This is a genomic window from Microbacterium sp. 1S1, assembly GCF_008271365.1.
Lineage (GTDB): Bacteria > Actinomycetota > Actinomycetes > Actinomycetales > Microbacteriaceae > Microbacterium.
Window position 1 is genome coordinate 2815472 of record NZ_CP043430.1, and the last position, 15515, is coordinate 2830986.

The 15515-nt window shown below is 63.7% G+C and carries 12 protein-coding genes and 1 tRNA gene; 2 read left to right on the plus strand and 11 right to left on the minus strand.

Annotated features, from left to right (window positions below):
• Positions 1-141 precede the first annotated feature (141 nt).
• A complete protein-coding gene (locus tag FY549_RS13625; protein ID WP_410428256.1) occupies positions 142-1308 on the plus strand; it encodes an Eco57I restriction-modification methylase domain-containing protein in 1167 nt (388 codons plus the stop codon).
• On the opposite strand, the gene pglX is transcribed toward FY549_RS13625, so the two are convergent.
• From pglX to FY549_RS13650, 5 genes are all read right to left on the minus strand, one after another.
• Positions 1239-3830, minus strand: coding sequence for a BREX-1 system adenine-specific DNA-methyltransferase PglX (pglX, locus tag FY549_RS13630; RefSeq protein WP_149085485.1), 2592 nt, complete (start codon positions 3828-3830; stop codon positions 1239-1241). The genes FY549_RS13625 and pglX overlap by 70 nt on opposite strands.
• Before the next feature lie 10 nt (positions 3831-3840).
• A complete protein-coding gene (brxC, locus tag FY549_RS13635; RefSeq protein ID WP_200838962.1) occupies positions 3841-7389 on the minus strand; it encodes a BREX system P-loop protein BrxC in 3549 nt (1182 codons plus the stop codon).
• Positions 7386-7994 carry a DUF1788 domain-containing protein gene (locus FY549_RS13640; RefSeq protein WP_149085486.1) on the minus strand — a complete coding sequence of 203 codons (609 nt, stop codon included), beginning with the start codon at positions 7992-7994 and terminating at the stop codon, positions 7386-7388. The genes brxC and FY549_RS13640 overlap by 4 nt, the downstream gene beginning before the upstream one ends.
• Positions 7991-8608 carry a DUF1819 family protein gene (locus FY549_RS13645; protein ID WP_149085487.1) on the minus strand — a complete coding sequence of 206 codons (618 nt, stop codon included), beginning with the start codon at positions 8606-8608 and terminating at the stop codon, positions 7991-7993. The genes FY549_RS13640 and FY549_RS13645 overlap by 4 nt, the downstream gene beginning before the upstream one ends.
• An 84-nt stretch (positions 8609-8692) precedes the next feature.
• Positions 8693-8890, minus strand: a complete 198-nt coding sequence (locus tag FY549_RS13650) for a helix-turn-helix domain-containing protein (RefSeq protein WP_149085488.1) — start codon at positions 8888-8890, stop codon at positions 8693-8695.
• Between the two features lie 250 nt (positions 8891-9140).
• Here FY549_RS13650 and FY549_RS13655 point away from each other — a divergent pair, with 250 nt between their 5' ends.
• On the plus strand, positions 9141-9713 hold the full coding sequence (locus tag FY549_RS13655) for a helix-turn-helix domain-containing protein (RefSeq protein WP_149085489.1): 573 nt from the start codon (positions 9141-9143) through the stop codon (positions 9711-9713).
• A 76-nt stretch (positions 9714-9789) separates the two neighbouring features.
• Here FY549_RS13655 and FY549_RS13660 read toward each other — a convergent pair whose 3' ends face one another.
• The 6 genes from FY549_RS13660 to dusB form a co-directional block, all read right to left on the minus strand.
• Positions 9790-10026, minus strand: a complete 237-nt coding sequence (locus FY549_RS13660; protein ID WP_149085490.1) for a helix-turn-helix transcriptional regulator — start codon at positions 10024-10026, stop codon at positions 9790-9792.
• A gap of 181 nt (positions 10027-10207) precedes the next feature.
• A tRNA-Asn gene (locus FY549_RS13665) sits at positions 10208-10283 on the minus strand.
• Between the two features lie 97 nt (positions 10284-10380).
• Positions 10381-11154, minus strand: coding sequence for an ATP-binding cassette domain-containing protein (locus tag FY549_RS13670; RefSeq protein ID WP_149085491.1), 774 nt, complete (start codon positions 11152-11154; stop codon positions 10381-10383).
• Between the two features lie 36 nt (positions 11155-11190).
• Positions 11191-13059, minus strand: a complete 1869-nt coding sequence (gene dnaG / locus FY549_RS13675; RefSeq protein WP_149085492.1) for a DNA primase — start codon at positions 13057-13059, stop codon at positions 11191-11193.
• Complete coding sequence (locus tag FY549_RS13680; RefSeq protein ID WP_149085493.1) at positions 13059-14444, minus strand: deoxyguanosinetriphosphate triphosphohydrolase; 1386 nt, start codon at positions 14442-14444, stop codon at positions 13059-13061. The genes dnaG and FY549_RS13680 overlap by 1 nt, the downstream gene beginning before the upstream one ends.
• Positions 14434-15510 carry a tRNA dihydrouridine synthase DusB gene (gene dusB / locus FY549_RS13685; RefSeq protein ID WP_200838963.1) on the minus strand — a complete coding sequence of 359 codons (1077 nt, stop codon included), beginning with the start codon at positions 15508-15510 and terminating at the stop codon, positions 14434-14436. Before dusB ends, FY549_RS13680 begins: the two co-directional genes overlap by 11 nt.
• Positions 15511-15515: the final 5 nt, after the last annotated feature.

Genomic DNA, 15515 nt, shown 5'->3' on the forward strand with positions numbered 1-15515 from the left:
CGTCGAACGGGTAGCCATCGGGATGGCCATCGAGCCCCGAGCTGGGTTACAAGCATGAGCGGCTGTCGCTGCCTTCACGACCTCCGCGGGCCCTACAGACAGGCGTATCCGCGTGCACTTCCAAACCTCCTTTCACAGTTCATGAAGGACAGGTACCCCGATTCGAAGTCCGACCTGTTCGCGAGCTTCATCGAGCGCTGCACGAACCTCGCCGGACCTCGAGGAACCGTAGCCATGATCACGATGCAGTCCTGGATGTTCCTCAGCTCGTACGAGAAGCTCCGCGCCTCACTCCTCACCAAGCAGCGGATCACCTCGATGCTGCACCTTGGCGCTCGCGCCTTTGATTCGATCGGGGGCGATGTCGTCTCTTCGACCGCGTTCACCATGACGAACGTACCGCCAGAAGCCCGCGGTACTGACCGCACGCGCGCGGGCACCTTCATCCGTCTCGTGAATGGGACCTCCGAATCGGAGAAGGCTACCGCACTGAGCACGGCCCTTGAGCTCCGGTCTAAGGACGCGGGTTTCCATCTCGCGTCGGACGCAGACTTCCTGGCGATTCCTGGCTCGCCGATCGTCTACTGGCTCAGTGAAAATGTTCGGAGTGCGTTCCGAAATGGAACGGCTCTTGGCGAGATCGCCGAGCCGCGACAGGGTATGGCTACAGCCGACAACGCTCGGTTCGTCCGCCAGTGGTGGGAGGTTTCGAGAAAACGCACCGCATACGAGTGTGGTGCACGTGAGGATGCTGTCGCCAGCGGCGCGCGATGGTTCCCATACACCGACGGCGGGGAGTTCCGTCGTTGGTACGGGAATCGGCACGCCGTCGTGAACTGGGAAAAGGATGGCGCGGAGCTTCGAGCCTTCGAGCGCTCGGTCGTGAGGAATCCCGGACTCTATTTTCGTGAATCATTGACTTGGTCCGCCGTCGGTTCCGGAGTACCCGCGTTCCGTTCCGTGCCTGCTGGGTCGATCTTTTCAAACGCTGGAATGTCCGTTTTTGCCTCGTCGGAGCGCTTGGCGGAACTTGCCGCAATCTGCAACTCTGCCGCGGCCGAGATGCTATTTGGCGCGATCGCGCCCACCCTCAACCTTGGCGTGGGAGAGATCGGCAAATTGCCGATCTTGAAGTTCGCTCCGGGTTCAACCCACGCGGTTTCCAGGCTGGTAGCACAGTCAAGAAGCGACTGGGACTCGGCCGAGACCTCATGGAACTTTGAAGGCAATCCGCTGGCTTACAACGCAGACGTGCGGAATGCCGTTACGAGCGGATTGGATGCGAATGCCCAAGACGTCTCCGATTGATTCCAATCAGCTTTGGCAGACTCGACGAGTTCTCGGGCTAGCGATGCCACGACGGGTGAACGGCGGAAGGGCAGAGAGGCCAGCGCTTCGCCCGTCATATTGATTGTCGGAGAGGTCGCAGCCAGGATGGTGATCGCGAACGGGGAGTTGCAAACGCCGAGGGCTGACATGCGGTCCTCGTGGGAGTCGAAGTACAGGCACTTGCTGGCGGAATCGATGACAAATCCAGCTGGATAGAACCTGAATGACGGTGTCGAGGACGTGATCTTCCCCACCGAAATCGACGGCTGAAAGTAGCACTTCTCACTGCGAATCTGCTTGGAGTATGAGACCTTCATCTTCTCGATAATGAACCTCTTCATGTCCGCGCCATCGTCTCGCCAATTGATCACGATGTCGGTGTTGCCATACCAGAGACGGTACGGTCCGCCGGAGTTCAAGGGAAACCAAGTGGCACCGCTGTTCGCCGCGTAGTCACGCGACGGAGCGTCGAGGGAACATTTCGAGAGACCGACTTCCCACCACTGCCGCTTGAACCTGGCATTGTCTGTTGAGGTCAGCCCCTCACGGGGTTGCGTAATCTCTCCCAGAAGTTTGTTTGCGCTGAAGGCGCCTAACACTCTTTCACTGAGCCAGTAGACGATCGGCGAGCCAGGAATCGCCAGGAAGTCTGCGTCCGACGCGAGATGGAAACCCGCGTCCTTAGACCGGAGCTCAAGGGCCGTGCTCAGTGCGGTAGCCTTCTCCGATTCGGAGGTCCCATTCACGAGACGGATGAAGGTGCCCGCGCGCGTGCGGTCAGTACCGCGGGCTTCTGGCGGTACGTTCGTCATGGTGAACGCGGTCGAAGAGACGACATCGCCCCCGATCGAATCAAAGGCGCGAGCGCCAAGGTGCAGCATCGAGGTGATCCGCTGCTTGGTGAGGAGTGAGGCGCGGAGCTTCTCGTACGAGCTGAGGAACATCCAGGACTGCATCGTGATCATGGCTACGGTTCCTCGAGGTCCGGCGAGGTTCGTGCAGCGCTCGATGAAGCTCGCGAACAGGTCGGACTTCGAATCGGGGTACCTGTCCTTCATGAACTGTGAAAGGAGGCCGTTCATCTGCTTGCTGCCCATGTACGGTGGGTTCGCGATCACCACCGCGTACTTTGCAGAGAGCACCTCAACTTGCCGCACGAGCTTCCGTGCACGCCCTACGGCATCTGCGAACAGCAAGGAGTCAGCCTCGTCGAAATGCTCGAGTGAGTCAGCCACGGCACTCAACGGGCCCAGATCAGGCTGAATCAGCGATCCGAAGGTATCGGCATGCTCGAACTGATTCCAGAACACCTCATCTGCCGACTCGTGGACCACGTCAGCAGTAAGTAGCTGGATCTCATCGACGCCAAATCTGATTGGCTCGATCACGCAGATCGACGGCTTGACATCACGAGCAAGGAATCGGCGGTCCTTCGCACGCGCCTTCATGGTGAGCGCGAACGCTGCGAGCGCACCGGCGCGTGGGTCGATCTCGGTGCCATGAATATTGTGCGTGAGGATCAGACTCGGGATCTCAGAGGGTGCATAACCTTCCTCCTCATAGATCGCGTAGAGGAGATCGAAAGCGTAGGTGAGCATGTGGCCCGATCCGCAGGCTGGGTCAATCACGCTCAACTCTTCGGGCCCGGAGAGAACCAGAAAATCAGTCTCCTCGTCAACGGGCTCGATGTAGTAGTCCATGCTGTCGAGGAGCCGGGACGCCGGCCTATTGAGCATCCACAGCCTGCCGACCGAGTTCTCGACGAGGTAGCGGACGATCCAGTGCGGGGTGAAGAGCTGTGTGGCGGCGGGGATTTCGTCGGCCCCCGCCTTCTTGTTCTTCTTGAACCCGGCGAAGACTTCATCTTTCCGCTCGGAGATGTAGAACTGGTAGAGCCAGCCGATGACCTCTACGTCGTCGCAGACCCCCTCGGTGAGCACGTTGCGGGCGCGGGCCACGATGCCGCCGTCAGTGAGCAAGCCCGCGGGGACGAGCAGTTCGGTGTAGTCACCCTCGCGTTCGAACATGAACGGCATCGATTTGTGCCAGTACCGGCAGTACTCGGTGAGTAGCAGTGCGTATGCTTCGCCCTCCGCATCGGTGCTGCGGCGAGTGCCGTCAAGTAGACCAAGAATGGCGTCACGCGTGGCTGAGCTCGTCACGATATCGGCATCGATATCGCCGCGCTTCGCGTTGGCGAGGATCTCAGGTTGGCCGTGCACCTGGCCGTGAGCGGGCGAGACGACTCCGGCACCCGTATAACCCTTAGCGTCCATAAATCGCAGGGCGATGAGTCGGTTGAACCAGGTGTAGGCGACCTTGTCGATCACGTGTTCGTGGCTGTGCGCGGCGATCTCGCTTTCGAGGCGGCGCACCGTGTCTGCTCGCTCAGTTCGCGCCACGGACCCGGGGGCGAGCACAGCCGACGCTTGCGCAGAGACCGCAGCGATCAGTTCGCGGCGTGCGGTCTTTGCGAAACTCTCGAGGGGTTTCGTGTCCATGCCTTGTTCCTTAGAGAGTAATGCGCTTGTTTTCGTGGATCGTGTCGACGAGCAGCGAGCGGAGTTCACCGAGGTACGCGTCGATGTCGTCCTCGGTTTCGAGCAGCCCACCGGCCATCGGGAGTGCGAGCTTCTTGATCGAGACGCTCTGCCTCAACGATTTCTTCGAGTGGATCGGACCCGTCGGTGTCGACTCAATATCGCTATCGATCGAGGGATCCGAGACAGGCTGCGGCGGCCTGGCCGATTCCAGCTCGTCGAGGATGGCCGGGTAAGTCGTGTCAGCGAACTGCGCCGCGAGATTGCGTATCGCGGGGATCTGCGTCTCCTGCTGCACTCGTGCCAATGCAGCCTCGGCCCTACGCGTCACAGATCCGCGGGCGGCCTCGGTCGCGGCGCCAAATGCTGCACTGACCGGTACCTGCTTCCAGTAGTCGTTGATCGCTCCGATGGCAGCGTCGCGTTCCGCGGCAACGATGACGCTCAGCTGCGCTTGTAAATCAGCGACCGCGTTCCCGAGCTGCGTCGTCCGGTTTCCTCGGAAGATCTGCGAATCCTCAAGTGCAATCTCGACTCCGTCGGACACGCTCGCACCCAGGAACGCGAGGTTCGTACGGTTGAGCTGCATGAACTTTGTCGCGCTGTCGTAAATGCTGCGCTGACTGCCATTGAGGAACGCCTTGATCGGATCGATCACGTTGTCCTTCGCATCCAGGAGTTCGTCCGCGGTGGAACCAGCCTCGTTGAAATGCTCCAGGAACCAGTCCGCGTTGTTTGCTGTCAGTTCACCCAGCAGTTGGATCGGTTGGTCCAGTTGGTCGATGAACGGGTAAGTGGCCGCACCTGACCGCAGCGCCTTCAGCTCGAGGAGCTTCGCTTCAAGGTGTTCCTTCCCGACACGGCCGAGTTCAGCCGCATCTTTCGTGAGGCTCCCGTCGTCGGTGAAGTCGATGACGAACTTGCGGAAGGCGTTCACGATCTTCTGGTCGTAGACCCGCTGTGGAGCGACGACGAGGTTGGGATATCGCTGCGTGTTGCGCAGCGCCCCGGTGATCTCGGTGCGAGCGAGTGTCTTGCCGTCGATCTGCAGCTCAATCTTCGACTGTCCCGCGAGGTAGGCCACCACCGCGGCGATCGACCATTGGTCCCAGCCAAACGGCTTGGCAGCGTAGCGGTCGACTAGCTGCTTCATCGTGACCATCTCATGCCGCTTGCCACGCATCTCCAGGTGCCCAAGAACATCCTCCGAAGGCACCTCCAGGATGCTGAGGCTTTCATCGAACATCCCGTCTATCGGGTTTACCAGCCCGTTGAGACTCTGCTCACTGAAAGTCTTGCCACCTAGCATGCTCAGGTTGGTGTACGTGGCAGCGATGACCTTCGCGAAGCCTTCGTTGATTCGGGTCTGTGCATCGCTCGTGGTGACGTCAATCACCGCGGCGTTGTGAATCAGCGTCGCACTGCCGACAGCGGTTCGGAGACGTTCGACGATCTCTTTCTCGCGCTCGGCGTTCTGAGTTCCCTTCTCGGCGAGGATGCGGGTTTCGATCGCGGTCCGACTCGATCCCTGCGCACGCTTGACGTACTTCTCAGTCTTCAGCAACAGGCGAAGATCAGCGAGGATCCGGTTCGCCTCGGACGAGAGAACAACCCGCAATTCATCGAGACCCGCGCTGTGCGCCTTTATCTGGTCCAGACTGAACTCGGTCTCCGGACTAGTGAAGTGCAGCGACAGCTCGTGCTGCTTGCCATACGGGGTGCCATCGAGCTTGTAGCCGAACGGGAAGTTCTGGCCATTCTTCGCGACCGTCTTCGTCGTCTTCACGACCGACTCAGCGAGAAGCTTGTTGAGCTTCGCGGAGACCTCGGCGGTGTCGATGTCGACGTCCTTGATCTCCTGCTCAATCTTCTGCTCTTCGTTGGTCAGATAGTCGTACAGGTCGCCATTGCGCTGAATGTAGGTCTGCGCCTCGAGCGCGTTGAGGGCTTCGCTGACATCCCTGCCGAGCTGGATGAGGTCCGTACCGAAACGGTCGTAGACCAGGACGGTGAGGTTGCGGGCCGTGGCTTTGAAGCTGTCGACGTACTTGACCAAGAACAGCGCCTTCAAGAGGCGCACCGCGAGCGAACTGAGTTTGCCGCTGCCTGCCGCGCTCTCGGCGTTGATGATCGCCCGCTGATTTGCGGATTTCAGCGAGGCACGGATGCCCTCGAACATCTGGTCGAAAGTTGCCAAGGATCCGAGTGGCCGATCGGCGAGGTGGGTCGCGACCTGCTGCACGACGCCGAGCATCGACCGCTCACCGACGGAGCTATTTCGTCCTTCGAAGATGTTGTGATCGCTGATGCCCTCGATCGCGGCTTGGAAGAGGGGGAACTGATACGTGACGAACGGGTACGTACCGACAAAGTGCGACTCGTCGCGGTAGTTCGAGTAATGGCGACCCTCGACGAAATCGAATAGTGTCTTGAAATTCGCGTGCTCCGCGTCGTACACGGCGGCGACCTCACCAGCGGCGGCATCCGTCTTCGCGAGAAGGCGCTTTCGAATCACCTCTTCGACGTCCTGGCTGGTTAGCTTGAGCCGGTTTTTGAAGCGGGCCTGGATCTTGGAGAAGTCACTCGCCTGCTGCTTGGTTCGGTCGCCGCCGACCTTCTCCATGTCTTCCTGCGAGGTGACGAAGATCCACGCCCGACCGTTGCACTTCGTGGCAAGTGACTCGGCGATGGTCTGCAGGTTCAGCATGAGCTGCGTATTCGTGCCGATGAACTGGCCGACCTCGTCGACGAAGAAGTTCAGGCGGAAGCCTGCCGGCTGCGCCTCAAGCCATGCGGCCACCTCTTCGGCGAAGTCTTCGATCGATACCGAGTAGTTGGCGCTGTACTGACGGATGATACCCGGGCTCTCCGCGCCGTTCACCTCAGCGAACGCCCGGTCTATGTTCCCTGCTTCGAGGGCCGCCTGTTCGCGGCCCCGCGCCCATTCGATTCCCGCAGCGCGTGCGAACGCCGCTTTGAAAGCGTCATACTGGCCCCGCGAATCAAGGTCCCGCTCAAAACGAGCGATGTGGCCCTGGTTACCGTAGTACCCACGCGCCTCGTCGAAGATCTTCACAAACACCTTCAGCAGAGCGTCATTCTGATCCTTGGAGATCAGGGTTGCCTTCTGATCGATGTTGAACAGGAGGCTGCGTGACTGGATCCGATCGGCCTTCTCGATCAACGCAGGCAGGAACGCGTCGTCCGCCTTGGAGCGGAACTGCTCTGACACGAGGGCGCGCGGGTAGTCATGGCCTTCGATGTCGCCAAGCAGGTGCGCCAGCATCTTCAGCAGGTGCGACTTTCCGGATCCGAAGAAGCCCGAGATCCATACGCCGTTGGCATTCGTGTAATTGGTGTACGCCTCGAGCACATGCTCAAGCCCCTTGGCGGCTTCGTTCGTGAGGACGTACTCCTCGACCTCCGTCGCCAGATGTGAGGTGTCATCCGCCTTGATGACACCCTCGATCGGACGGCCGATCGGCTTCGCGAAGATCTCATCGATCATCGTTGCGCTCATGCTTCTTGCTCCAGGATGTCTTTGGCGCGGTAGTAACTGTCGCTAGCGCTGAGATTCAGCGCGCGCAATTGATGGCCAGCCGTCTGTGTGAACTCGTACGTACCGGGGAACCACGCAAGCATCGGACGTCCCACCACAACGCTCTGCAGGTTCTCCAGCACCGTGTGGGTGCGGATGAAGGGGAAGACTTCTCCAAGCCCGGTGAGGAAGACGATGTCGCTCGACTGGTTCTGTAAGCGGCCGCGGATGGCTGGCGCGATGTGATCGTGCGGGTCGAGCATCCCCTGCAAGACCTCGCGGAACTCGCTCTTGTCCATCGTCGGCTCCAGCTCGACGACTCGCTCCCAGACCCCTCGCTCGGTGAGGAGCTCAACAGCGAGATCGTATAAGTCGATCTGAGCGACAGTGAGTCCATCGTCACTCTGGAGCTTCGTTCGTACCCGGTCCCGCATGCTCTCCACGTCGTGCGTCCATGAGGGTGGGAAATGGTAAATGAAGAAGGGGACTTCTTTCGAAAGCCCCTCCATCTTCAGGAATCGCTTGCTGCGGAGCACGTCGTAGACGTGCCTCTCGTCGCTCGGTACGCTGCGCTTCGTCTGTGTCATTGCTCTGCCCCTACGGATGTCGTCGTCGGGAAGAAACGGACATCGCTCGGCGTGCGCCTGTTCAACGTCTCAATAACACGCTCCGACATCACTGCGGGAACGATGCTCCCTCTCTCCGAAAGCAGCCCGGCATCTTGCAGCATCCGGAACATGTTCTGACGCAACTTCATACTCGTCGATGGCTTCAGCTCATCCAGCTCGGGATGCCACAAGCTCTTGCCAACGAGGAAGCGATCGAAGTCATCAGTGCTCAGGCTCGGCGCCATCAGCAGGAACCGTTCACGGACGACCTCTTCGGCGAACTCCGCGATAAGACGGTAGCGACGGCATGCTGCAGCCCACATCAGGATCTGCTGCTCACTCGGGCCGGCGTCAGCGAGGAGATTGATCTCGGCGTCTGTCAGCATGCTAAGCCGCTGGACGGTCTCGCGGATCACCCGCACGCTCGAGGAGGATGTGCGCGCCTGCAGAACGTTTCGCTCGACGGCGATCTTTCGCACGTCGTTCCAGTCGCGCTCCACGAGATAGAGCGATGTGAGCAAAGTCGCCTCACGCAACAGGAGGCCACCGCTCGTGAACGACAGCGCATAGCGCTCATGTGAGTCAGCGAACACACGACCTCCTCTCGAATTGGGCAGTGGATCAACGTACAAGGGACCACCGACATCGCTGCGGTCCACTGAAGATTGAGGGGTTCGTCAAGGGGATTCTGCTTCATCGGGCGCGGCCGCTCCACCGCGTCGCACCCAGTCGTCAACTTCGCTCGCCTGGAACTTCCAGAGGCGCCCAATCTTGTGGGCAGGCATGCTCTTATCGGCGATCCACGTGTACACGGTGTCCTTCGTGACCCCGAGATGAGAGGCGATGTCGTCGGCAGACAGCCACGGCTCGGTCACTACGGTCCTCCCTTTCGATCTCAGCAGATCGACGTTCCCGATGATATCCGAGAAAGACCGGGTTAAGTAGGGTTCTTCCAGGTGTTGTCACCCGCGCGGACTGGCATGATGCCGACTCGGAGCACCACACCAGTACGCGCTCTTCGGACTCATGGTGAGTGTCAGGGCGAGTCCATAGCCAAGGGCCACCGGGGAGAGTCGGCGCTGTGGGGCACGTGGTGTTAGGGCGAATTCGTCCTATACTCGGGCGATGCTAATCGATCAGCTCCTCAGGCTTCGACATCGTCGAGGTCTCTCTGCGACGATCCTGGGCGCGCGCACGGGCATCGACGCGAGCGCGGTCTACGCATACGAGCATGGCCGTCGGGATCCCCGCGTATCGACAGCCGAGGCATGGGCGCGTGGGCTCGGAGCCCGGCTTATCGCGGTGGACACACACGGCCGCGCAAGCGCGGCAGAGACTGCCGCCCGGATCCAGGACCACCTCAGGGTCGGCGACCGCAACGCCGCCGCACAGGCGCTCCTCCAATTTGCGAGCACCCTCCAGGTCTGCGACGTCCTCGCCGTAGCTGCACTGACTGTCGACGAGCCGGAATCAAAGGAAGACGGATGGACATGGGCGATCGCCGGCCTCGTCGAGTATGTGACCGCGTGTCGTGGCATCCCCACGCCAGCCTGGGCAAGCCAAACCGCCGGGGATCCGACCGCCCGATGGAGCCCCTGGGCGACAGAACTGGCAGACCTCGTCGACCTCGACAAGGTACCCGAGCCGCTGCGCCGCCGAGGCGTTCTCATCGAAGCCGGCGAACTCGAGTCGGCATGATTCGCCGGTAGCTCGAATCGGCATGATTCGCGGTAGCGATGAGCTGCGGTCTTTGCGGACGCCACGTCCGGCGGCACTACCCGACGCTCTGGTCCTTGCTCAAGACGAACTCCCGGACGGACGTAGCTGTCCACCGAAGATGCTTGCCGATCTTGATCGGGGCCGGCCCGGTATCAGCCTGACGCCACGCCTCGATCGTTCTGGGCGAGACGCCGAAGTACTCCGCCACGTCCTCCTTAGTCAGCAACGTCGGAAGATCAGCCGCCGCGAGCCGGTCGGTGCGGCCTGAATCGGACACATCATGCACAGTCATGAGGCCACCTAATCAGGCAGGCCACAAACGGCATAGTGTTAACGCGTATCAACGCGTAGACCACTCAGAAACCGGCTGTTTTCGGTGAGTTTAAGGTGAGTTGGAGCCACTTACACATGAGTGCTCCAATAAGCAAATGGCCCCCGATCCCTTGAAAACACTGGGATCGGGGGCCACATGTTGGCTCCCCGGCTTGGACTCGAACCAAGAACCTGCCGGTTAACAGCCGGCTGCTCTGCCAATTGAGCTACCGAGGAATGTGCGCCGCTGTGCGGGCAACTCGTCAAGCTTAGCAAACTCCGGACGCTTCTCGTGACACCGAGGCGCCTTCCGGCGCCGTCGGGCGTGTCGCGCTCAGCGGCGGGAATCCGACTCCGCGTTGGGCACCCAGAGCAGGTCCTTGCCCACCCCGCGCGCCACGACGTGGCCTCCGCGCAGCATGAGCGTCTCAGCGTTCAGCTCCCGGATGAAGTCCGCGTCGTTGGTGACCAACAGCGCCGCCATCCCCTCTTCCTTGCGGCGCCGGGTGATGGCGTCGAACACCACAGGGCGCACCTCCAGATCGAGGTTCGCCAGGATCTCGTCCGCGATGAGCACGCGCGGCTCCAGCACGAACGAGCGAGCGATCGCGACGCGCTGACGCATGCCCGCGCTGAGCTCGTAAGGGAACTTCGTCGCGGTCCCGAGCGGCAGATGGAGCTCGTCCAGGAGGGTCGCCACGCGGATCGACAAGGCGCGCGTGTTGACGCGCCGCTCGCGGATGAGGATCGGTTCCGCGATGACCTCGTTGACCGTGAGCTGGGGCGGCAGGTCTGCCCCCGCACCCTGGGGCACGAACCCCGTGCGGTAGGTGAGGATGCGGTGCTTGCGACCGGGGCGACGGATGTCGACGCCGCACACCTGGGCGCTCCCGCCGACGACGCGCACTGAGGGATCGGTGGAGCCCGCGAGCGCCGCGACGAGCGTCGACTTACCGGATCCGGTGGGTCCCGCCACGCAGATCAGCCCGCCGGGCGCGAGCGAGAACGTCACGCCGTCGACGGCGCGATTGGGCGTGCCGTGACCGATCCGATCGATGACCAGATCGGAGCACTCGATCGCGTTCGAGGATTCGGGCGTGCGGGGCATGTGTCCATCCTGCCGTCTCGTCCGCCGCCGTTCCGGTTACGACTCGGCGAAGAACCGCTGGCGCTCCACGTCGATGTCCCGCAGCCGGACACGAAGCGCGCGCCCGCCGTCCGAGTCCGCGGGAACGCGCTGCACGGCTCCCAGCAGCTCCTGCTTCTCGTGCTCGAGCTGACGCAGCACCAGTCGACGCGCGAGATCGGTCGCGGATGCCACCGCCCCCGCCTCGTCCCGCGCCGGGAAGGGCGTCATCAGGAGCTCGCCGGCGAGGGAGCGGTAGGGCTCGCGCACACTGTTGACGGCATCGGTCACCCACCCGGGCCGGCTGTGGTCGGGCGCTGCGGCGACCGCCTGGCGCACCGCCTCGAGGGCCGGCGTGCGGAAGGGCTCGGACAAGGCCCTGGTCAACAGGGCGGCGTCGATCTGGTGGCCGTACTGCAGCGCGCCCATGAGGGCGTCGCGTTCCACGGCGACATCGCGCGATCGCGGCAGGCTGGCCAGCGTGACCGCGGCGACGACCGGGGCACCGGTGGTCGGATCGACACGCGGGGTGGTATCGCGGCGCGGGTGCGACGCAGCAGCCTGCGCCCCGCGGGCGGCGCGCTCGACCTCGCCGTGCACCTCGGTCGGGTCCATGCCGAGTCGACGAGCGAGCACCCGCTCGTAGCCCGGACGCAGCAGCCCATCCCGGATCTCGGCGACGATCGGTGCCGCGGCGCGGAGGGCACCGACCCGGCCCTCGACCGTGGCGAGGTCGAAGCCCGCGAGCTTGCGGTCGATCGCGAACTCGAACATCGGCTGCTTCGCGTCCATGAGACCGCGCACCGCCGCGTCCCCGCGCTGCAAACGGAGATCGCACGGGTCGAGGCCGTCCGGCGCGACCGCGACGAAGGTCTGCGCGTTGAATCTGTTGTCTTCCGTGAACGCCCGCAGGGCGGCCTTCTGCCCCGCCTCGTCGCCGTCGAATGTGAACACCACCTCGCCCGAGGCGTTGTCGTCGCCCATCACCCGGCGGAGCACCTTGATGTGCTCGGCGCCGAAGGCCGTGCCACACGTCGCGACCGCCGTCGTGAGGCCCGCGAGATGGCAGGCCATCACGTCGGTGTAGCCCTCGACGACCACCACACGGCGGGGATCGCCGCGGGAGATGTCGCGCTTGGCGAGATCGAGCCCGTAGAGCACCTGGGCCTTCTTGTAGATCGGAGTCTCAGGGGTGTTGAGGTACTTGGGACCCTGGTCGTCGTCGAAGAGCTTGCGTGCGCCGAAGCCGATGGTCTGCCCCGACACGTCGCGGATCGGCCAGACGAGGCGTCCACGGAACCGGTCGTACACGCCGCGCTGTCCCGTCGACACGAGGCCGGCCGTGCTCAGCTCCTCTCGTGTGAAGCCCTGCGCCGTGAGCGCCTTGAGCATGCCGTCCCAGCCTCGCGGCGCGAACCCGACGCCGAAGTGGGCCGCGGCACCGGCGTCGAAACCGCGCTCCCCCAGGAACCGACGCGCAGCCTCAGCGTCGGGCGAGAGAAGCTGGGAGCGGAAGAACTCCCCGGCCGCGGTGTTTGCCGCATACAGACGACTACGCCCGCTCGTCTCCGGCGCCGCACCCCCGTCCTCGTAGTGCAGTGTGTAACCGATACGGCCGGCGAGCCGCTCGACCGCCTCCGTGAAGCTCACGTGGTCCATCGCGCGAAGGAACGAGTACACATCGCCCGACTCCCCACAGCCGAAGCAGTGGTAGTAGCCGACCTGCTGACGGACGTGGAAGCTCGGGCTCTTCTCGTCGTGGAACGGGCACAGCCCCTTGAGGGAACCGACTCCCGCGGATTTGAGGGCGACGCGCTCCCCCACGATGTCCGCGATGTTGGTACGAGCCTTGACCTCGTCGACGTCGGCCTGCCTGATGCGGGGCATCAGCGCGCGCCTTCTGCGACGGGCCGCCTCTCGACGGGCGTGCGCGCGCCGGGGCGCGCATGACGCGGCGTCCAGATGCCGACCTCCGCCGGGTCGATCTCGCCGACCAGCCGGTTGTGCCAGTCAATCGCGCTCTGATCGGTCAGGCTCGCGATCTGATCGACGACCACACGCGCCCGCTCGGCATCGCTCTCCGCTGCGACGAAGTCCGCCGCGAACGCCGGTTCGAGCACATCGGCTCCGGCCGACCACAGGGTGTCGGTCGACCAGAGGGCGTCGGCCAAGCGCTTCAGCACACGGCGCTGCTCCTTGTAGACGCCCTTGCGCGCATCGATCGTGACGATGGCCTGACCCATGATGCCCTTGAGCACCGCGATCTCGACCTCGACGACGCGGGGCACGATCACGTGCGCGTTGTAGCGGACCAGTCGGGTGCCGCCGAACGCCTCGCGCGTGGCCGAGACTGCGGCCCGTGCGAAGCGCCCGATGAGGTCGCTGGTGAGGTTCTTGAGCCGGGCGAGGTCTTGACGGGAGCGGTCGAACGACGCCAGCCACATCGGCTGCGAGGCGAGCCGGTAGAGGGCGTCGGCGAGCTCGTCGCGCGTGAAGTCGTAACCGACCCACTGCTGGATCCGGCTGAGCAGGGCATCGTGCGCCGCGGGGTCGGCGAGCTGTGCGACGTCGACGTAGCCGTTGACGATCGCGTCCTCGAAGTCGTGCACCGAGTAGGCGATGTCATCGGACAGGTCCATGATCTCGGCCTCGATGCAGCGCAGGCGGCCAGGAGCCCCCTCGCGCATCCACCGGAACACGGACTCGTCCTCCGGGTACACGCCGAACTTCAGTCGGCCGCCCGGGTCGGGGACGGGGCTGTCGACCGTCCACGGATACTTGCAGGTCGCGTCGAGACTCGCTCGCGTGAGGTTCAGACCGACGGAGGAGCCGTCGGCGTCGAGCACCTTCGCCTCCAGGCGAGTGAGGATGCGCAGGGACTGGGCGTTGCCCTCGAAGCCGCCGATCGCCTCGGCCCACTCGTTGAGCGCCCGCTCGCCATTGTGGCCGAAAGGAGGGTGACCGAGATCGTGACTCAGGCACGCGGTGTCCACGACGTCCGCCGAGACGCCGAGGGCCGCGGCGAGCTCTCGACCGACCTGGGCGACCTCGAGCGAATGGGTCAGGCGGTTGCGGGCGAAATCGGCGGTGCTGGCGGGGCTGAGCACCTGCGTCTTCGCAGCGAGCCGTCGCAGCGCCGCGGAGTGCAGCACGCGAGCACGGTCACGAGCGAAATCGTCCCGTTCGGAACGATGCGTCTCCGCGAAGAAGCGCTCGGCGTCGCGAGGGTCATAGCCGTCGGCGCGTGCGCCGACCCTAGGGTCATCCGCCACTGTTCTCGATCTCCGCTCCACGCATCATCTCCGAGGCCGACGAGGCGATCTCGCGCGACTCCAGCCACTTCTCGGGAAGAGCTGTCTTCTTCGGGTGACCCGCGCGCCCCCGCTGCCCTTCGGCATCGGCGCCCGGATACGGGGCGGAACGGTCGAGCCGCCCGAGGAGGTCGTCGATCTCCTGCAGGCTCGACGCCGTCGCGAGCCCCGTCCGGATATCGCCGCCCACCGGGTACCCCTTGAAGTACCACGAGACGTGCTTGCGGATGTCGCGGCAGCCGCGGTCCTCGTCCTCGAAGAACTCGACGAGCAGCTCGGCGTGACGGCGGAACGCGTCGGCGACGAAGCCGAGGGTCGCGTCGACCGTCTTGCCCTCTCCCCCGAAGGCGAGAGCCAGCTGTCCGAACAGCCACGGCCGTCCGAGGCAGCCGCGGCCGACGACGACGCCGTCGCAGTCGGTCTCCGCCATCATGCGAACCGCGTCGTCCGCCGACCAGATGTCGCCATTGCCGAGGACCGGAATGCTGGTCACCGCCTGCTTGAGCTCGCCGATGGCGTTCCAGTCGGCGTGCCCGGAGTAGAACTCGCTCGCGGTGCGGGCGTGCAGCGCGACGGCGGCGGCTCCGGCGTCCTCCGCGGCACGGCCGGCGTCGAGGAACGTGAGGTGGTCGCGGTCGATGCCCTTGCGCATCTTCACTGTGAGGGGGATGTCGCCGGCGGCCTTGACCGCCTGGTCGACGATGTCGGCGAAGAGCTTCGACTTCCACGGCAGGGCCGCGCCCCCGCCCTTGCGGGTCACCTTGGGGACCGGACAGCCGAAATTGAGGTCGATGTGGTCGGCGTGGTCCTCCGCGACGATGATGCGGACGGCCTCCGCGATGGTCTTCGGGTCGACGCCGTAGAGCTGGATGGACCGCGGCGTCTCCGACTCGTGGTGCCGGATCAGCCGCATGGTCGTCTCATTGCGCTCGACGAGGGCGCGCGACGTGATCATCTCGCTGACATAGAGCCCGGCCCCGTACTCGCGACACAGACGCCGGAAGGCCGTATTGGTGATGCCGGCCATGGGCG